Origin of the sequence: Streptomyces tibetensis, from assembly GCF_040647715.1 — a bacterium.
In the GTDB taxonomy this organism is placed as follows: Bacteria; Actinomycetota; Actinomycetes; order Streptomycetales; family Streptomycetaceae; genus Streptomyces; species Streptomyces tibetensis_A.
This window is the reverse complement of the sequence record NZ_JBEZCR010000005.1, coordinates 542,919-562,145: the sequence shown is the minus strand read 5'-3', so window position 1 is coordinate 562,145 and position 19,227 is coordinate 542,919. Positions and strand designations below refer to the sequence as shown.

At 70.0% G+C, this 19,227-nt stretch carries 13 protein-coding genes; 9 read left to right on the top strand and 4 right to left on the bottom strand.

Annotated elements, in window-relative coordinates; genetic code table 11:
- Positions 1 to 131 precede the first annotated feature (131 nt).
- A complete protein-coding gene (locus AB0B29_RS16860; protein WP_362239836.1) occupies positions 132 to 1,355 on the bottom strand; it encodes a trypsin-like serine peptidase in 1,224 nt (407 codons plus the stop codon).
- A 370-nt stretch (positions 1,356 to 1,725) separates the two neighbouring features.
- Here AB0B29_RS16860 and AB0B29_RS16855 point away from each other — a divergent pair, with 370 nt between their 5' ends.
- The 4 genes from AB0B29_RS16855 to AB0B29_RS16840 all read left to right on the top strand — a co-directional run bounded on the left by AB0B29_RS16855 (position 1,726) and on the right by AB0B29_RS16840 (position 8,719).
- Complete coding sequence (locus AB0B29_RS16855) at positions 1,726 to 3,159, top strand: aminotransferase class III-fold pyridoxal phosphate-dependent enzyme (RefSeq protein WP_362239833.1); 1,434 nt, start codon at positions 1,726 to 1,728, stop codon at positions 3,157 to 3,159.
- A gap of 655 nt (positions 3,160 to 3,814) precedes the next feature.
- Entirely contained in the window at positions 3,815 to 5,605 is a 1,791-nt protein-coding gene (locus AB0B29_RS16850) for an IucA/IucC family protein (protein WP_362239830.1), read from the top strand.
- A 95-nt stretch (positions 5,606 to 5,700) separates the two neighbouring features.
- Entirely contained in the window at positions 5,701 to 6,525 is an 825-nt protein-coding gene (locus AB0B29_RS16845) for a GNAT family N-acetyltransferase (protein ID WP_362239827.1), read from the top strand.
- A 217-nt stretch (positions 6,526 to 6,742) separates the two neighbouring features.
- Positions 6,743 to 8,719: an ATP-dependent DNA helicase gene (locus tag AB0B29_RS16840; RefSeq protein WP_362239824.1), complete on the top strand. Its 1,977-nt coding sequence runs from the start codon at positions 6,743 to 6,745 to the stop codon at positions 8,717 to 8,719.
- Positions 8,720 to 8,890: 171 nt separating this feature from the next.
- On the opposite strand, the gene lexA is transcribed toward AB0B29_RS16840, so the two are convergent.
- Positions 8,891 to 9,670: a transcriptional repressor LexA gene (gene lexA / locus AB0B29_RS16835; RefSeq protein ID WP_362239821.1), complete on the bottom strand. Its 780-nt coding sequence runs from the start codon at positions 9,668 to 9,670 to the stop codon at positions 8,891 to 8,893.
- A 620-nt stretch (positions 9,671 to 10,290) separates the two neighbouring features.
- Here lexA and nrdR point away from each other — a divergent pair.
- The gene (nrdR, locus tag AB0B29_RS16830) at positions 10,291 to 10,851 is read left to right on the top strand and encodes a transcriptional regulator NrdR (protein ID WP_362239818.1); all 561 of its coding nucleotides are present in this window, start codon (positions 10,291 to 10,293) and stop codon (positions 10,849 to 10,851) included.
- Between the two features lie 162 nt (positions 10,852 to 11,013).
- Positions 11,014 to 13,905 carry a vitamin B12-dependent ribonucleotide reductase gene (locus AB0B29_RS16825; RefSeq protein WP_362239816.1) on the top strand — a complete coding sequence of 964 codons (2,892 nt, stop codon included), beginning with the start codon at positions 11,014 to 11,016 and terminating at the stop codon, positions 13,903 to 13,905.
- 81 nt (positions 13,906 to 13,986) lie between these two features.
- Here the strand turns inward: AB0B29_RS16825 and AB0B29_RS16820 are convergent, their stop codons facing one another.
- Positions 13,987 to 14,520: a TerD family protein gene (locus AB0B29_RS16820; RefSeq protein WP_362239813.1), complete on the bottom strand. Its 534-nt coding sequence runs from the start codon at positions 14,518 to 14,520 to the stop codon at positions 13,987 to 13,989.
- A 154-nt stretch (positions 14,521 to 14,674) separates the two neighbouring features.
- Between AB0B29_RS16820 and AB0B29_RS16815 the strand changes: the two genes are divergently transcribed.
- The 3 genes from AB0B29_RS16815 (at position 14,675) to AB0B29_RS16805 (ending at position 17,162) form a co-directional block, all read left to right on the top strand.
- The gene (locus AB0B29_RS16815; RefSeq protein ID WP_362239811.1) at positions 14,675 to 15,280 is read left to right on the top strand and encodes a YdbC family protein; all 606 of its coding nucleotides are present in this window, start codon (positions 14,675 to 14,677) and stop codon (positions 15,278 to 15,280) included.
- Between the two features lie 304 nt (positions 15,281 to 15,584).
- On the top strand, positions 15,585 to 16,244 hold the full coding sequence (locus AB0B29_RS16810) for a histidine phosphatase family protein (RefSeq protein WP_362239809.1): 660 nt from the start codon (positions 15,585 to 15,587) through the stop codon (positions 16,242 to 16,244).
- A 12-nt stretch (positions 16,245 to 16,256) separates the two neighbouring features.
- Complete coding sequence (locus AB0B29_RS16805; RefSeq protein WP_362239805.1) at positions 16,257 to 17,162, top strand: ADP-ribosylglycohydrolase family protein; 906 nt, start codon at positions 16,257 to 16,259, stop codon at positions 17,160 to 17,162.
- A 354-nt stretch (positions 17,163 to 17,516) separates the two neighbouring features.
- On the opposite strand, the gene AB0B29_RS16800 is transcribed toward AB0B29_RS16805, so the two are convergent.
- A complete protein-coding gene (locus tag AB0B29_RS16800; RefSeq protein ID WP_362239802.1) occupies positions 17,517 to 19,064 on the bottom strand; it encodes an MFS transporter in 1,548 nt (515 codons plus the stop codon).
- Positions 19,065 to 19,227 lie beyond the last annotated feature (163 nt).

Below are 19,227 nucleotides of genomic sequence, written 5' to 3'. Positions count from 1 at the left end.
CCGCGTGTGCACGGCATGGGCGCGCCAACCGGTGGCGCCGCGCGACTCCCCACTATGCCCGGGGAGTTGAGGGTGTACCGGGGTGAGCCGGTGAAGGTTTCCGAGAGCCCCCGGGCTTGGTGAGTGGGCCCTCACCGGCCGGCGAACTTCTTGCTGACGGAGTCGTACACGCCCTTGGCCACGTCACCCAGGCGCGGTCCGGCCAGCCAGCCCGACGTCACCGGGCCGATCGAGGTGTTGGACACCAGCGCCGGCTTGCCGTCCCAACCGGTCGCGACCCAGCCGCCGCCGGACGCCCCCCCGGTCATGGTGCAGCCGATGCGGTACATCGTCGGATCCGATGCGTTGATCGACAGCCGCCCGGGCCGGCCTTCGCACTCATACAGCTTCTGTCCGTCGTACGGCTTGGCGGCCGGGTAGCCGATCGCCACGACGCGCTTCACCCGGGGCACCGCGGGCGCCTTGAACTCGACCGGCAGTGCCGAACCGACCATCTCCTCCAGCGACTTGCCGCCGCTGCCCTTCTCCGGGGTGACATGGATGACCGCGAAGTCGTACGGTGCCCCGTCACCGCCCGTCGAACCGCCCTGCTCGATCCACTGGTCCGAGGTCCGCGCCCAGTCGCCCCACCAGACACCGTAGGGAGCGACGTCCTCGCGGGTCGCGTTCTCCAGCTCCGCCACCGGCTTGCCGTCGTCGTTGTACGACGGCACGAACGCGATGTTGCGGTACCAGCCACCCTTCTTGCCCGCGTGCACGCAGTGGCCCGCCGTCCACACCAGGTTGGACTTGCCGGGGTGCGCCGGGTCCTTCACCACGGTCGCCGAGCAGACGGCCGATCCCTCGGGGGAGTCGAAGAACACCTTGCCGGCCGTAGGGGTGGTGGCGTGGTACGACGGTGGCACGGCCCGCGCCTCGATGGGAGCGGGCGTCACATCGGTGACGCCCTGGTCCTCGGCGATCTCACTCTCGTCGACGCCCTGGTCGGGCTCCTCGGCCTCCCGCATGCGGTCAGGGTTCCAGAGCCCCTCGATGATCGGGTTGACGTACTCGTTCGCCTCGCGCAGCCAGTCGTCCCGGTCCCAGTTCTTCCAGGCGCCGTTCTTCCACTTGTCGATGTCTATCCCGTGCTCGCGGAGCCGGTCCCTGATATCGGCCGGGATCTTGAGCTTGCCGTCGTCGGAGGCGGTGGCGGACGCGGAGGGCTGACCGTCGGCCGTCGCATCGCCCGACTCGCAGGCGGTGGCGGTCAGGGCGAGCGCCGACGCGAGGGCCACGGCTGCCAGGACGGGGGAGTTCCTCCGCGGCGTCCTCCCCCCTCGGACGGTATGGGACGACGGCCGTGTGGATCGCATGATCTGACTCCCCCTGGTACGGAACGAAAGTGGACGGACCGGCGCTTCGGCCCCGATTCCCGCTGCCTCGACGGAAGTTCGGGGCGCCCACCCGGTGTCCGGGAACGGCATCACACACTATGCGGTGGCTGTGGGGGCGACCCGACGGATCAGCAACAGTTCCGTCACGGAAAGGATCTTGAGGCAACCCGTAACCCGGTGAGAGGTCCGGGGTTGGTAGCGGTGGGGGGCCTGCTGTCTGCGCGCGGTCCTCCGTGCCTGTGCGCAGTGGGAGGTCAGAGAAGCCGTGGCGGAATCCACCCGTGGGGGTTGTGCACCAGAGGAGGCCGCTGTGGGGCGCAGGCAGGCGACATCCCCCCTCGGCGGAGCGTTGGAAGACACCACCCCTGCCCCCCGCTCCCTGCACGAGGGAATCCTGCGCCGCCAGGCCGCACGCGAATCCGCCGCCCGGACCTACGCCCGTGCCCTGCCGATCGTTCCGGTGCGGGCCCGGGGACTCACCATCGAGGGCGCGGACGGCCGCCGCTACCTGGACTGCCTCTCCGGCGCCGGCACCCTGGCCCTCGGCCACAACCACCCGGTCGTCCTGGAGTCCCTCCGCAAGGTGCTCGACTCAGGCGCACCTCTGAACGCCCTCGATCTGGCGACTCCCGTCAAGGACGCCTTCCTCACCGAACTGTTCCGCACTCTGCCACGGGGCCTCGCGGATCGGGCACACGTGCGGTTCTGCGGACCGGCCGGCAGCGAAGCCGTCGAGACCGCCTGCGCGCTCGTCCGCGCGGCGACCGGCCGGAGCGGTCCGGTGACGTTCGCCGCCGGCGGTGGCGGATGCGCCGCCAGGACTTTCGACGCCACCTCCGCGGAGGCACATGACCCACGGATCGTCCTGCTGCCTCCCTCGCAGGACCACCGCTGCCCCGGTGCCGGTGCCGGGGGCGAGAGCAGGGGCGACCTCGCCCCTTGCTGGAACGAGTCCCTCCTCGACGGCCCGGCGTCCGGGATGCCCCTGCCCGCCGGGGTGATCGTCGAGCCCGTCCAGAGCGAGGGCGGGGTGGCCCCCGTCCCCGACACCTGGCTGCGACGGGTGCGACAGCTCACCGCCGAACGGTCCGTCCCGCTGATCGCCGACGAGATCCGGACCGGCGTGGGCAGGACCGGTGCCTTCTGGGCGGTCGAGCACAGTGGCGTGACCCCCGACGTGATGGTCCTCTCCGACGCCATCGGCGGCAGCCTGCCGCTGGCCGTCGTGGTCTACCGGGACGACCTCGACGCCGGAGAACCCGGCACCCCCGCCGAGTCCTTCCCCGGCAACCAGCTCGCCCTGGCCGCCGGCACGGCGACCCTGGCCCACGTCCGCGAGAACGCCCTCGCCGAGCGCGCGGCGACCGTCGGGACACGCATGCTGAACCAACTCCGACAGCTCGTCTCCGATTTCGCCTGTGTCGGTGATGTGCGGGGCAGAGGGCTCATGATCGGCGTCGAGCTGGTGGACCCGGAGGGAGCAGGGGAACCCGGCTCTTGCGGTGCCACAGGGACTGCGCAGTGCGGCATGGCGGCGTCGATGAGGCCGGGCAGCGAGCCCCGGCCTCTCCCTGCCGCTCCCGGACTGGCCGTTGCGGTCCAGCGGGAGTGCCTGCGGCGCGGCCTCATCGTCGGACTCGGCGGCCTGCGCGCAAGCGTCGTCCACCTGCTGCCACCGCTGACCATCACCGATGAACAAGCGGCCGCCGTACTGGACCGCTTGGCCGACGCGGTCGGGGCGGTGGCTCGGCGCCGTGGTGGCAGCACGGCAGCCGCACTGTGAACGCGGGAGACCTCCATGGCAGCCGCACCCGGAACGCGGTGAACCTTCACGGCGGTCACGGCGGGCGTGGGGGTTTGCGCGGCATGCCGGAGCACCACGAGCGTGGGAGTCCGCGCGGCACGCCTGTGCACCACGGGCGCGCCACCGATCGCCAGGCGCCCACCTGCCACGAACCGTGCCTACGGCGGGCCATGACCCCTGCACGCCGCGGGCCGTGAGTCCCTGCGGGTTACGAGCCTCACGTGCCGCTGGCCGTGAGCCCCGCGGGCCATGAGCGTCGTACGCCGCGCCGTGAGTCCTGTGGGCCACAAGCCCCGTACGCCGTACGCCGGGGTCCCCGCCGCCCGTCCCGCCCGCCGCTCGGCCTCGCGCCCCGCATGCCACACCGAGTGGAGTTCCTCGTCCCGCAGAGCCCACCGCATGATCCCGGAAACCACCCCATGAGGTACCCGCCGTGAACATCACCCCCCACCCCGACGACCACGCCCCCACCTCTAGGCAAAGCTCCACCACCGCCTGGCCGTCGGCGGCGACGCCGAGCCCGCGGGTCCCTCACCAGCGGCCGGCGGCGCAGCCCGCCCAGGGGCCGAGCACAACGCATGACGGTGACCCACTGGAGCATCCCGACCCGCACACCGTCGCCCAGGCCGCCGCCGTGGAGAACCTGCTCCGCTGCTGGGCGCGCGAGACCAACGCCCCCGCCCCGGCCGACGGCGTCCTGCACATCCCCCTTCCCGCCACCGGTACGAGCCTCCTCGCGCCGGTGCGCTACTGGTCCCCGACGGGCTGGCACCGCTTCGGCCCTCCTCGTCTCACCGGTGCTCCCGAGACAGCCCCGCCCGCCGACGCGGTCACCATCGCCGCCCTGCTCAGCAGGGAGACGTTCACCCACTCCCTCGGCGTCAGCCGCGCCCAGGCCACCTCCACCCCCACGCCCGCCCCCAACTGCGTCCCATCCGGATCCCTCGACGGCGTCGGGCTCGTCGCAGGTGTTGCCGACTCCCTCCGACGTGCCGCCCGCTTCATCACCGACCGCCGGGAACGCCCGGCCGACGGCCCCGACCTCTTCCTGTCCGCGGAACAGGCACTCGTCCTCGGACACCCCCTGCATCCCACACCGAAGAGCCGCGAAGGACTCTCGGAGGCCGAAGCGCTGCAGTACTCGCCCGAATTGCGCGGCTCCTTCCCTTTGCACTGGATGGCGGTCGCTCCCTGCGTCCTCACCACCGACTCCTCCTGGACCGAGCGCGGCCGCCCCGTCGCCGCACCCCTCCTCACCGCCCGGCTGGCAGGGACCGGAGCGCCGTTGCCGGAGGGACACGCCCTCCTGCCCCTGCATCCCTGGCAGGCACACGAGGTCCGGCGCCGTCCGCAGACCGCTGCCCTGCTGGACACCGGACTGCTCCGCGACCTCGGCGCCCACGGCCCGGACTGGCACCCCACCTCCTCCGTACGAACCGTCTACCGAACCCATGCCCCCGCGATGCTCAAGCTCTCCCTGGGCCTGCGCATCACCAACTCCCGCCGTGAGAACCTCCGCAAGGAACTGCACCGCGGCGTCGAGGTCCACCGCCTGCTCCGCAGCGGCCTCGGGCAGCAGTGGCACGCCGTGCACCCGGGCTTCGACATCGTCCGGGACCCGGCCTGGCTCGCCGTCGACACCCCTGACGGCGACCCGGTGCCCGGACTGGACGTGGTGATCCGCCACAATCCGTTCAGCCCCTCCGACGACATCTCCTGCGTCGCCGGCCTCCTTTCTCCGCGGCCGTGCACTTCGCCCCCGCCCGAGGGGGCTCCGGGGCGTCTCGACCCACACGGCCCGGCCCTGCGGTCCCGCCTGGCCGAGGTGATCACATGCCTCGCCCACCGCACCGGCCGACCCCGCCCAGCCGTCGCCGCCGAGTGGTTCCTCCGCTACCTGGCCCACGTGGTACGCCCCGTCCTCTGGCTGGACGGCGAGGCCGGCGTCGCTCTGGAGGCGCACCAGCAGAACACCCTGCTCCTGCTGGACGCCGACGGCTGGCCCACGGGCGGCCGCTACCGCGACAACCAGGGCTACTACTTCCGCGCATCCCGGCGCCAGGACCTCGACGACCGGTTGCCCGGTATCGGAGAGCGGAGCGACACGTTCGTCTGCGACCGGGTGACCGACGAGCGGCTCGTGTACTACCTGGTGATCAACAACGTGTTCGGTCTGATCGGCGCGTTCGGCTCCCAAGGGCTCGCCGACGAGCGGCTGCTGCTCGCCGCCTTCCGGCGATTCCTCGGACACCTCGCCGCCGGCCCGACCCGGCTGCGCACCACGCTGCCCGCCCTGTTGCTCGACTCACCCGTCCTGCGCTGCAAGGCCAACCTGCTGACCCGGCTGCACGGCCTGGACGAACTCGTCGGCCCGGTCGACACCCAGTCCGTCTACGTCACCATTTCCAACCCCCTGCACTCGTGACCGCTCTGATCCCCCCTGACCACCGCTGACCCGCCTCCCGCATCCCTGAGGACATGCCACCCCCTTCCTGACCCCTTTCCTGAGAGGAGCCTCAGGTGCCTCCCGCCGACCCGATTGCCGAGACCGGTATCGCTGCCCAGGTCGTGGCCGCCGGCCCCGTCGTGACTGCTGCCCCTGTCCCTGTCATGGCCGCCCGGGCCTCAGGCACCGGGTCCAGAGCCGACGCCGATGCCGGGCAGGGGATCGGCTTCGATGCGAGGCCTGGTGCCGAGTCCGCGGCCTGGCCGGGCGCCGGCCCCATCGCCGAGACCATCGCGCCCGCGCATGGGGAGGGCGTCCCGCGCCATGACGGTCTCCTCGACCGCATCGCCGCTTGGGGCCCTGCAGACACGCCCGCAGGCCGGTTCCGCCTCGTCCCCGCGTGCGTCGAACGCGACCTGGCGCTCATCAGCCGCTGGATGAACGACCCCGTCGCCGCGGAGTTCTGGGAACTGGCCGGACCGCAGGAGGTGACGGGGGACCACCTGCGCGCCCAGCTGGCCGGTGACGGGCACAGCGTGCCGTGCATCGGGCTGCTCGACGGAACACCGATGAGCTACTGGGAGATCTACCGGGCGGATCTGGACCCGCTGGCCCGCCATTACCCCGCGCGGCCTCATGACACGGGGATCCACCTGCTGCTCGGCGGAGCCGCCGACCGTGGGCGCGGCCTCGGTGGCCTGCTGCTCCGGGCCGTGGCCGACCTCGTTCTCGCGCAGCGGCCCTCCTGCGCACGGGTCATCGCGGAACCCGACATTCGCAACACCCCCTCCATCGCCGCTTTCCTGACCGCCGGCTTCCGGTTCTCCGCCGAGGTCGACCTGACCGTCAAGCGAGCCGCTCTCATGGTCCGAGACCGGCCCCTCCGGCACTTGTTGTAGCGCTGTGTCACCGCTCCATCACTCATTGAACGCGGTCCGTGCCGGGACAGTTCCCGCCCGCGGCGCCGATTTCTCGAGCGGTCGTGCCACGACTCACCGTCCCGGCCGAACGAGCCCGGTCACCGCCCATCCCCGAGGGGCCCACGGTCTTGATCCCGTCCCCGGCACCCGCCGTGATCGCCCGTTTGTCAGTGCAGGGTCGTAGGGTGGTCGCGCTATGACGAAGCCCTCACTCCCCGAACTCCTGCATGCCGCCGTCACTGCCGTCGGTGGCACGGAGCGCCCCGGTCAGGTGGCCATGGCCGAAGCCGTCGAGGAAGCGATCGACGACGGCTCCCACCTGCTGGTCCAGGCCGGCACCGGCACCGGAAAGTCGCTCGGCTACCTGGTGCCCGCGCTCGCGCACGGGGAGCGTGTGGTCGTCGCCACCGCCACCCTCGCCCTGCAGCGCCAGCTGGTGGAGCGAGACCTGCCGAGAACAGTCGAGTCGCTGCACCCCCTCCTGCGCCGTCGCCCGGAGTTCGCGATGCTCAAGGGCCGGTCCAACTACCTGTGTCTGCACCGCATGCACGAGGGTGTCCCGCAGGACGAGGAGGAGGGCCTCTTCGACCAGTTCGAGGCCGCCGCGCCCACCAGCAAGCTGGGCCAGGACCTGCTGAGGGTGCGCGACTGGGCCGACGAGACCGAAACCGGCGACCGTGACGACCTCACGCCCGGCATCTCGGACCGGGCCTGGTCCCAGGTGTCGGTGTCGTCCAGGGAGTGCCTGGGCGCGTCGAAGTGCGCCTACGGTGCCGAGTGCTTCGCCGAGATGGCCCGTGAGCGGGCGAAGCTCGCCGAGGTCGTCGTCACCAATCACGCGCTGCTCGCGATCGACGCCATCGAGGGCGCCCCTGTCCTCCCGCAGCACGAGGTGCTGATCGTCGACGAAGCGCACGAACTGGTCTCCCGGGTCACCGGAGTCGCCACCGGCGAGCTCACCCCCGGCCAGGTCAACCGCGCGGTGCGCCGTGCCGCGAAACTCGTCAACGAGAAGGCCGCCGACCAGCTCCAGACCGCCGCGGAGGGGTTCGAACGGCTGATGGAGCTGGCGCTGCCCGGCCGTCTCGAAGAGATCCCCGAGGATCTCGGGTACGCCCTCATGGCGCTCCGCGACGCGTGCCGCACGGTCATCTCCGCGATCGGTACGACCCGCGACAAGTCCGTCCAGGACGAGGACGCCGTCCGTAAGCAGGCCCTGGCCTCCGTGGAGAACGTGCACGACGTGGCGGAGCGCATCACGAACGGCTCCGAGTGGGACGTGGTCTGGTACGAGCGCCACGACCGTTTCGGTGCCTCCCTGCGCGTCGCCCCGATGTCCGTCTCCGGGCTGCTGCGCGAGAAGCTCTTCGCGGACCGCTCCGTGGTCCTGACGTCCGCGACGCTGAAGCTGGGCGGCGACTTCAACGGCGTCGGCGCATCCCTGGGCCTCGCCCCAGAGGGGACCGAGGGTGATGACGTCCCGAAGTGGAAGGGCATCGACGTCGGCTCGCCCTTCGACTACCGCAAGCAAGGCATCCTGTACGTCGCCAAACACCTGGCGCGTCCCGCCCGGGACGGTGACCGTGCGGACATGCTCGACGAACTCACGGAGCTGATCCAGGCGGCCGGTGGCCGCACCCTCGGCCTGTTCTCCTCCATGCGAGGCGCCCAGCTGGCCGCCGAGGAACTGCGCTCCCGGATCCCGGAGTTCCCCATCCTGCTCCAAGGCGAGGAGACGCTCGGCGAGCTCATCAAGAACTTCGCGGCCGACCCGAAGACCTGCCTCTTCGGCACGCTGTCACTCTGGCAGGGCGTGGACGTGCCGGGGCCCAGCTGTCAGCTGGTCGTCATGGACAAGATTCCGTTCCCCCGCCCGGACGATCCTCTGATGAGCGCCCGACAGAAGGCCGTGGAGGACGCCGGGGGCAACGGCTTCATGGCGGTCGCCGCCACCCACGCCGCGCTCCTCATGGCCCAGGGCGCCGGCCGGCTCGTACGGGCATCGGGGGACCGGGGCGTGGTCGCCGTCCTCGACCAGCGTCTGGCGACGGCCCGGTACGGGAGCTACCTCAAGGCCTCGATGCCCGACTTCTGGTTCACGACGGACCGGAACCAGGTGCGGAAGTCGCTCGCGGCGATCGATGCTGCTGCCCAGCAGGCGGAAGAAGAATGAGACGGGGGTCGGCCGGCGGTTGATCCGTCGGCCGACCCCCACGCGCACGAGTCACTGGGCCCTGAGGTTCGGTACCTGCCCCGGACAGCGCAGGGCCCCGGAACCGGCGCAGGGGTCCCGGGGCCCGGTCAAGGGGTGGGCCGCTGGGCCCGCCCGACGCGGTGCGCGCTGTCAGACGCGGCGCAGCACGGCCACTACCTTTCCGAGGATGGTCGCATCGTCGCCGGGGATCGGCTCGTAGGACGCGTTGTGCGGCAGGAGCCAGACATGGCCGTCCTCGCGCTTGAAGCGCTTGACGGTGGCTTCGCCGTCGAGCATCGCGGCCACGATGTCGCCGTTCTCGGCGACCGGCTGACGACGCACCGTGACCCAGTCGCCATCGCAGATCGCGGCCTCGATCATCGAGTCACCGACGACCTTGAGGACAAACAGCTCACCGTCGCCGACCAGCTGGCGGGGCAGGGGGAAGACGTCCTCGACGGACTCCTCCGCGAGAATCGGGCCACCGGCGGCGATCCGGCCGACCAGCGGCACGTAGGACGCGGCGGGCTTGCCCGCGGTGTCCGTGGGCTGCACCGAGGCGGCCTGGTCGGAGCCGCGCACCTCGTAGGCGCGCGGGCGGTGCGGGTCGCGGCGCAGGAAGCCCTTGCGCTCCAGTGCCATCAGCTGGTGTGCGACGGAGGAGGTGCTGGAAAGGCCGACGGCCTGACCGATTTCCCGCATCGACGGCGGGTAGCCCCGTCGCTGCACGGAGTCCCTGATGACCTCGATCACCCGGCGCTGGCGATCGGTGAGTCCCGAGCTGTCCGCCCGGATGCCGGGAGGTCGGCCCGGCAGGGAGCGCTTGTGCCCCTCAGGGTTCGTGGCTTCGTTCATCGCATGCGCCTGCTCCAGTCGGCCCTGGGAGCGGTCCTGGGCAGCGATGGCGGCACTGTCTGCGGTGGTGGTCACGTCGGCCCCTCTCGATGGTCTCCCTGCTGGACAACGGTAGTTGCTTTCGAAAGGTTGCGCCAAACACACGTTCGAGTGAAAAAACGCGAATCGTCGGACGCGACCGAGTGTCCGGGTGTATTAGCGGCCAGGCCGCCGGGCGGGCAAAAGCGCCCATTGCTGTACTCTTCACCGCCGGGGTGATCGCCTCGTGGACTGTGCCCCAGTCTGCCATCCGGCATTCCCCGGCCCCGGGACCAGCACTCATCTGCGCGGGAGTCCCACGCCCCCTCCTTGCGGCGCCCACGGTATCTCCGCATGTGCCGCGGCGATACGGCCGTGCAGGAGCGGATGCGGCCGCGCCCGCGGGCAAAGCCGTCGGCGATGGCGCCTCGGAGGTGAAGGGGTCTATGAGGCAGGGGGCGTCGCACGCCACCTGCGCCTACGCGCGCGACACGCGAGATGAGCGTGGGTGTATGAGCCAATCCCCACATGTAGTGGTTGGATTGCATCAGCAGCCCAGAAGTTGTGGTCCCCCGGGTCTCGAGGCTCATGGTCATCGCCTATGCTTGGGGCTGCTTCGTGGGGCGCAAGATGCCCGGCGAGGCTATTGAGTCTGCTGTGAGGAGGGTTGGGAGTTCATGCACTGCCCCTTCTGCAGGCACCCCGACAGCCGTGTCGTGGACAGTCGTACGACCGACGACGGCACATCGATCCGCAGGCGCCGCCAGTGCCCTGACTGCTCCCGTCGTTTCACGACCGTGGAGACGTGCTCGCTCATGGTGGTGAAGCGGTCCGGCGTCACCGAGCCCTTCAGTCGTACGAAGATCATCAATGGTGTGCGCAAGGCGTGCCAGGGGCGGCCTGTCACCGAGGACGCGCTCGCCCAGCTCGGCCAACGGGTCGAGGAGGCGGTGCGAGCCACCGGAAGCGCCGAGCTGACGACCCATGACGTGGGGCTGGCCATACTCGGCCCGTTGCAGGAACTCGATCTCGTCGCCTACCTGCGGTTCGCCTCCGTCTACCGGGCGTTCGACTCGCTCGACGACTTCGAGGCGGCCATCGAAGAACTCAGGGCGCAGACGGGACACACCGATACGGACGACCCCGACCGTGAGGACGCGGCTGCGGAGAGCCGGGAAGACGACCGCGGGCCCAAAGGGACGAAGCAGGTCCCCGAGCCCGCAGGCGCCGCCGACTGACCGGCGGGCCGGACCCGGAAGCCAGCTCCGGGCCCGGCCGGGCGGCGGCGTGAGAAGACCCGTTGCGGGCGTGTGAGTGGGAGCCCGTAACACCAGACAGAACATCGTGCACCGGGAACAACGGGGCACTTCAGGGCGTTTTCGCCCGTACAGGGAGGCGGCATGACAGAGACGGCGAGCGGTCCGGCACGGAGTTCCCGCGCCAAGAGCGCCAAGGCGAGCAAGGGCCTGCGTGTCGAGCGCATCCACACCACTCCCGGGGTCCACCCCTATGACGAGGTGGCCTGGGAGAGCCGTGACGTCGTCATGACCAACTGGCGCGACGGCTCGGTCAACTTCGAGCAGCGCGGCGTGGAGTTCCCCGACTTCTGGTCGGTGAACGCGGTCAACATCGTCACCAGCAAGTACTTCCGCGGTGCCGTGGGCACCCCGCAGCGCGAGACCAGCCTCAAGCAGCTGATCGACCGCATCGTGAAGACGTACCGGAAGGCCGGTGAGGACTACAAGTACTTCGCCTCGCCCGCCGACGCCGAGATCTTCGAGCACGAGCTGGCCTACGCTCTCCTGCACCAGATCTTCAGCTTCAACAGCCCTGTCTGGTTCAACGTCGGCACCAAGCAGCCCCAGCAGGTCTCCGCCTGCTTCATCCTGTCCGTCGACGACTCCATGGAGTCGATCCTCGACTGGTACAAGGAAGAGGGCATGATCTTCAAGGGCGGCTCCGGCGCCGGCCTGAACCTCTCCCGGATCCGCTCCTCCAAGGAGCTGCTGTCCTCGGGCGGCAACGCCTCCGGTCCGGTCTCCTTCATGCGGGGCGCCGACGCCTCCGCAGGAACGATCAAGTCCGGTGGCGCCACCCGCCGCGCCGCCAAGATGGTCGTCCTCGATGTGGACCACCCGGACATCGAGGACTTCATCGAGACCAAGGTCAAGGAAGAAGAGAAGATCCGCGTTCTGCGTGACGCGGGCTACGACATGGACCTGGGCGGCGACGACATCACGTCCGTCCAGTACCAGAACGCCAACAACTCGGTCCGTGTCAACGACGAGTTCATGAAGGCGGTCGACGAGGGCGGCCGGTTCGGTCTGCGCGGCCGGATGAGCGGCGAGGTCATCGAGGAGGTCGACGCCAAGGCGCTCTTCCGCAAGATCGCCGAGGCTGCCTGGGCCTGCGCCGACCCCGGCATCCAGTACGACGACACCATCAACACCTGGCACACCTGCCCCGAGTCCGGCCGGATCACCGCGTCGAACCCGTGCAGCGAGTACATGCACCTGGACAACACGTCCTGCAACCTGGCCTCGCTGAACCTGATGAAGTTCCTGAAGGACGACGGCAAGGGCAACCAGTCCTTCGAGGCCGAGCGCTTCCAGAAGGTCGTCGAGCTGGTCATCACCGCGATGGACATCTCGATCTGCTTCGCGGACTTCCCGACGCAGAAGATCGGCGAGAACACGCGCGCGTTCCGCCAGCTCGGCATCGGTTACGCCAACCTCGGCGCCCTGCTGATGGCCACCGGCCACGCCTACGACTCCGACGGCGGCCGCGCCCTCGCCGGTGCCATCACCTCCCTGATGACGGGCACGGCGTACCGGCGGTCCGCCGAACTCGCCTCGGTCGTCGGCCCGTACGACGGCTATGCCCGCAACGCCGACGCCCACAAGCGCGTCATGAAGCAGCACTCGGACGCCAACGACACGGCCGTCCGCATGGACGACCTGGACACCCCGGTGTGGGCCGCCGCCAGCGAGGCCTGGGGCGACGTCCTGCGTCTCGGCGAGAAGAACGGTTTCCGTAACTCTCAGGCTTCCGTGCTCGCCCCGACCGGCACCATCGGCCTGGCGATGTCCTGCGACACCACCGGTGTCGAGCCCGACCTCGCGCTGGTCAAGTTCAAGAAGCTGGTCGGCGGCGGCTCGATGCAGATCGTCAACGGCACCGTCCCGCAGGCCCTGCGCCGCCTGGGCTACCTCGAAGAGCAGATCGAGGCGATCGTCGCCCACATCGCCGACAACGGCAACGTGATCGACGCCCCCGGCCTCAAGCCCGAGCACTACGAGGTGTTCGACTGCGCCATGGGCGAGCGGGCCATCTCCCCGATGGGTCACGTCCGCATGATGGCCGCGATCCAGCCGTGGATCTCCGGCGCCATCTCCAAGACGGTCAACATGCCGGAGTCGGCGACCGTCGAGGAGGTCGAGGAGATCTACTTCGAGGCCTGGAAGCTCGGCGTCAAGGCGCTCGCGATCTACCGCGACAACTGCAAGGTCGGCCAGCCCCTCTCCGCCAAGACCAAGGAGAAGGAGAAGGCGGAGATCACCGAGAAGGCCGAGGACACGATCCGCACCGCGGTCGAGAAGGTCGTCGAGTACCGCCCGGTCCGCAAGCGCCTGCCGAAGGGACGTCCCGGCATCACCACGTCCTTCACCGTCGGCGGTGCCGAGGGCTACATGACCGCCAACTCCTACCCGGACGACGGTCTCGGTGAGGTCTTCCTCAAGATGTCCAAGCAGGGCTCGACCCTGGCGGGCATGATGGACGCCTTCTCCATCGCGGTCTCCGTCGGCCTGCAGTACGGCGTGCCGCTGGAGACGTACGTCTCGAAGTTCACCAACATGCGCTTCGAGCCGGCGGGTATGACGGATGACCCGGACGTGCGGATGGCGCAGTCGATCGTCGACTACATCTTCCGCCGCCTGGCGCTGGACTTCCTGCCCTTCGAGACGCGCTCCGCGCTCGGCATCCACTCCGCCGAGGAGCGTCAGCGTCACCTCGAGACCGGCTCGTACGAGCCGAGCGAGGACGAGGTCGACGTCGAGGGTCTGGCCCAGTCGGCGCCGCGAGCCCAGGAGCTGAAGGCCGTTTCCGCGCCGAAGGCCGAGGAGACGGTCAAGCCCGTCCCGCAGCAGGCCCACACCAGCGCCGAACTGGTGGAGATGCAGTTGGGCATCCAGGCCGACGCCCCGCTGTGCTTCTCCTGTGGCACGAAGATGCAGCGCGCCGGGTCCTGCTACATCTGTGAGGGCTGCGGCTCGACCAGCGGCTGCAGCTGACACCGAGCACCTGAGCCGATGACGGAGGGGCACCGCCTGCGGGCGGTGCCCCTCCCGTCGTAAGTTGTCGACTCTGCGACGTCAGCGACGGTGTGCCGAGCCCATCGCCCCGGTGAAGTCCACGGGGTCGCCCTCGAAACCACGGAGGCCGGCGCGGAAGCCCCACGGCCCCGAGCCGTCCCGGGCGAACTCCGCGACCGTCGCCGCGGTCGCACCCAGGACACCGCCGAAGTCGTCCTCCGCGAGGACGGTGTACCCCTCGCGGATACGGAGTCCGGGGTTGCGCACACTGACGAACGTGCGCTCCGCCGGGCGCTGCTGGATGACGACACCGACGACCACGCGCGCGTACCGGACGTCGAGCCGGTCCAGTTCCAGTGTCATGACTTCGTCGTAGCCGAAGCCCTGGCCGTCCTTGCTGTCCCGATTGAGAGTGACCGTGCCGTCCGGGGAGCGACTGTCGAAGTGCACCACGTATGCGGGATCGCCGTGCGGAGCGTCGGCCAGGTAGGTCGCAGCGACCAGGTCCAGGTCGGTGGACGGCTGCCCCGCCGGGCTGGGATCCCACCGCACCGCGATCTCGACCTTGCGAAGCCCCTTGTTGAGCCCGTCCACCAGAGTCCCCTTCCCCGTACCAACCCGTCCGCCGGCCCAACTGCCGGGCGCGCATGACTGTTTGTCCATCCTGCCACGCGCGCGGGCACCTGCCAGGAGGAGCGGTCCAGCCGAGAGTGACCGACGCCACGCGCCGTGGCCTTACCATGGCGCGGTGCTGGTCAAGTGGATTCGCTGCACCGTGGTGGACCGCCGCGGTTTCGAGCGGGGGCAGCGGAAGTGGGCGGGGCTTCTGGGGGAGCCGGGGTTTCGCGGGCAGGGGGGTGGCTGGAGCCGGGGGCGGCCGGACGTGGCGCACATTTTCGCGTTCTGGGAGAGCCGTGCCTTCTACGACTCCTTCATGGCACGGTCCCACGACCGGCTTGCGTCGTCCCAGGCGGGCACGTTCAAGGACGCCCAGGTCAGACTCTTCGACTACCGCTTCGACGTGAAGACAGGCTTCGAACCGCGCTTCACGGACGCCGACCTGCTCAGGGTGGCTCTCTGCCGGATCCACGAGGCGCGGGCCGAGCACTTCGTGCTGATGCAGGAAAAGGTCTGGAACCCGGCGATGGCCGGCTCGCCCGGCATGGTGCGCGGGCTGTTCGGCGAGGCACCCGGTAACGAGTTCATGGTGCTGTCGATGTGGCGCTCGGCCGCCGAGCACGGCAAGTACCGCACGGAGCGCGTGGAGCGGCTCGCCCTGAGGGCCCAGATCGAGGCGGACGTTGCGGCGCTCACCGGGGACGTCGTGGACATGGAGTCGAGCTGGACGGTCTGATTCCGGGCGATGCGTGATGCCGGGAGGGGTGTGAGGGCGGGAGCGGTGTGAGCCTGGGCGACGTTTTCGCGCGGGGTGCTTCCAGAGCGCCGTCGACGGGTGAACCGGGGTGGCGTGCCTCCGTGGCATGACTCCGGTGGTGTGCTTCCGGCCGGGGGGGGGGGGGACTGCGGACCCGGATGCAGTCGCTCTGTTCGGACAAGTGTGCGACAGGAGTGATCTGCGGTGCACAAATCGTGTGACCTACGTTGTATGGGTGCGGTGTGAGTGCTCCACGGGCCCTCACCCGATCTAGGGTCTTGGCATGGCACGACCACGGCGCATCGTCCTTGTCCGGCACGGCGAGTCGACGGGCAATGTTGATGACTCCGTCTACGAGCGTGAACCCGACCACGCCCTGGCACTGACCGAGCGCGGCCGGCGGCAGGCGGAGGCGACGGGCGAGCAGCTGCGCGATCTCTTCGGCGACGAGCGGGTCAGCGTCTACGTCTCCCCGTACCGCCGTACGCACGAGACGTTGCGCGCGTTCCACCTGGACACCGGTCTCATACGGGTGCGCGAGGAACCCAGGCTGCGCGAGCAGGACTGGGGCAACTGGCAGGACCGGGACGAGGTCCGCCTCCAGAAGGCCTACCGCGACGCCTACGGCCACTTCTTCTACCGTTTCGCCCAGGGCGAGTCCGGCGCCGACGTCTACGACCGGGTCGGGGGTTTCCTGGAGAGCCTCTTTCGCAGCTTTGAAGATCCGGATCACCCGCCCAACGTCCTCATCGTCACGCACGGCCTGGCCATGCGGCTGTTCTGCATGCGGTGGTTCCACTGGACCGTCGCGGAGTTCGAGTCGCTGTCCAACCCGGGGAACGGCGAGGTGCGGATGCTCGTTCTGGGGGACGACGGCAAGTACACGCTCGACCGGCCCTTCGACCGCTGGCGAGACCCCGAGCCGTACGAGATCACCGGATAGAGTGGCAGGGCGATGACCGCTGATTCCTCCCCTCAGGCGCGCCTGGACCGCGCCCTGGCCTGTCTGCGCGGACTGTCCGTCGGGGACGCCCTGGGTTCCCAGTACTTCGTGCCGGTGAACTACCCGCTGCTGAAGCGCCGCGAGGTGCCGTCCGGGACGTGGCAGTGGACGGACGACACGGAGATGGCCGGCTCGGTTGTCGCCGTCCTGGCCACCCACCACCGCATCGACCAGGACGCCCTGGCCTTCTCCTTCGCCGAGCACCACGACTTCGACCGGGGGTACGGACCGGCCGTCAATCGCCTCTTGCGCCTCGTCCGGGAGGGCGGTGACTGGCGGGAACTCGCCGCCGCGCTCTTCAAAGGACAGGGGTCGTGGGGCAACGGCGCCGCGATGCGGATCGCCCCGCTGGGCGCCTGGTACGCCGGCGATCCTGAACAGGCGACGCATCAGGCGGAGATCTCGGCCTACACCACCCATCAGCACCGCGAGGCGGTCGTCGGCGCCATGGCCGTCGCCGCGGCGGCCGCCTTCGCCGCCGCCCCCGACGGGCCGCCCGGCGCCGAGGCGCTCCTCGACGGGGTCATCGAGCTGGTGCCGAAGAGCGCCGTGGGTGCGGGACTCCGCCGGGCCCGGGACATGCTCGACTACGACGACCCCGGCACGGTCGCGGCGGTGCTGGGGTGCGGGCGCCGTACGACCGCCCATGACACGGTGCCCTTCGCTCTCTGGTCGGCCGCGAGAAGCCTCGGCGACTACGAACGGGCGTTCTGGACGACTGCCCAGGTGGGCGGAGACGTCGACACCACATGTGCCATCGTCGGCGGCGTGGTCGCCTCGGGGAAGGCGGGGAGTCCGCCCGCCGACTGGATCGAGCGCACGGAGTCGCTTCCGGACTGGGTGCCCCTGTCGGTCTGAGGCCGGGACTCTCTCCCGCCGGAAACTCTCCGTGCATATGGGGAACTCTCCGTAACCGCTCGCCCGTTGTTCCGACATCTGCGGCGTGGGCCGTCGAGGCGCACGTCAGCCGGACATCCGGGTGAGCCCGAGGGAGGGGGCGTCATGACGTTGCTGATCGTGGACTTGATCCGTTGGTGGTGCGCCGTCGCGCCTCGTGTGGGCGGCATGCGGTGGGCCGCGCTGCTGACCCCGCCCTCCGTTTCCCGCATGCAGACCGGGCATCCGCAGCTGATCGGCCGGCTCGACGGCCGTCGGCGCGTGCGCGTCGCACTCGCCGACGGGCCGCCGGGGCCGGTTCGCGACGCCCTGAAATCAGCCGAGGCCCGGACCGGCAGAGCCGGAGAGTGCCTCCAGGTCGCTCTTGCGGACCCGGATCACCAGCCAGGCCGTGACCAGAGCCAGGACGGCCATCGCGGCGGCTGGGATGAAGGCCGTCGAGATGCCCTGCGCCAGCACCTCGTGCCCCCACGGCGCGGGCAGTTGCTGCGTCCTGGCGAACTCCGCCTTCTGTTCCGCGGAACCGTCGGCCATGAACTTCGGAAGCTGCTTCTCCGCCTCGTCCTTGGTCGCCGTGCCGAAGACCGTCGTCAAGATGGAAAGGCCGAGCGATCCGCCCACCTGCTGCGTCGTGTTCAGCAGCCCGGACGCCGCACCCGCCTCGTGCGGAGCGACGCCGGAGACTGCGGTGAGCGTCAGCGTCACGAAGTTCAGTCCCATGCCGAAGCCGAACACCAGCATCGGGCCGAGGACCCCGCCGGCGTACGAGCTGCCGGAGCCGATGAGCGCCTGCCAGGCCAGTCCGGTCATCGCGAGTGCCGAGCCCACCAGCATGAAGGGCTTGGGGCCCAGCACCGGCAGGAACCGCTGCGACAGGCCCGCGCCGAGTGCGATCACCACCGTCACGGGCAGGAAGGCGAGCCCTGCCTCGATCGGGCTGTACCCGAGCACGTTCTGCACGAACAGAACGATGTAGAAGAACATCCCGAACATCGCCGCTGCAAGGCTCAGCATGATCACGTACGTGCCGGAGCGGTTGCGGTCGGCGAACATCCGCAGCGGAGTGATCGGCTCCTTGGCCCGGGACTCGATGATCGCGAAGGCCAGGAGCAGCACCACGGCGGCAGCGAAGGACCCGATGGTGAGGCTGTCCCGCCAACCCTCGTCCGCCGCACGGATGAAGCCGTAGACGAGCAACGCCATGCCCGCGGTCGAGGTCACCGCGCCCGCGATGTCGAAGCGGCCGGTGTGCCGCTCGGACTCGTTGATGTACAGCGGAGTGAGCACGGCTATCAGCACGCCGATCGGCACGTTCACGAAGAGCACCCAGCGCCAGTCGAGCCACTCGGTGAGCATGCCGCCCGCGAGCAGACCGATGGCGCCGCCACCGGCGGACACCGCGGCGAAGACACCGAAGGCCCGGTTGCGTTCCGGACCCTCGGGGAACGTGGTGGTGATGAGGGCCAGCGAGGTGGGCGAGGCGATCGCGCCACCCACTCCCTGCAGGACCCGGGCGGCCAGCAACTGCCAGGGCTCCTGGGCCAGCCCGCCGAGCAGCGAGGCGAAGGTGAACAGCAGGATGCCGGTCATGAAGACCCGTCGCCGTCCGAGGATGTCGCCGGCGCGGCCGCCGAGCAGCAGCAGGCCGCCGAAGGTGAGTGTGTAGGAGCTGACGACCCAGGTGAGGTCGGTGGTGCTGAACTCGAGCGCGTCTTGAATGTGCGGGAGCGCGATGTTCACAATCGTCGCGTCCAGCACCACCATGAGCTGGCAGGCCGCGATGACGGTGAGCGCGATTCCGGGGCGTCCCTCCCGGCGTGCCGCGCCTGGCTTGTGATCTTGGAGCAATGGAGAGGTGGTCACTATGAGTCCCCCACGAGTATTTTAGTGAACGCTGGCGTTCACTGTCGGGCTCAACGGTAGTGAGTCCCTAACAGTGAACGCAAGCGTTCACTTACGACGTCGTCGTTCGGCATGTCCCCCGCGTGTGGCCCTCCGGCGCGTCCCCCATCCCCGAAATGCCCGC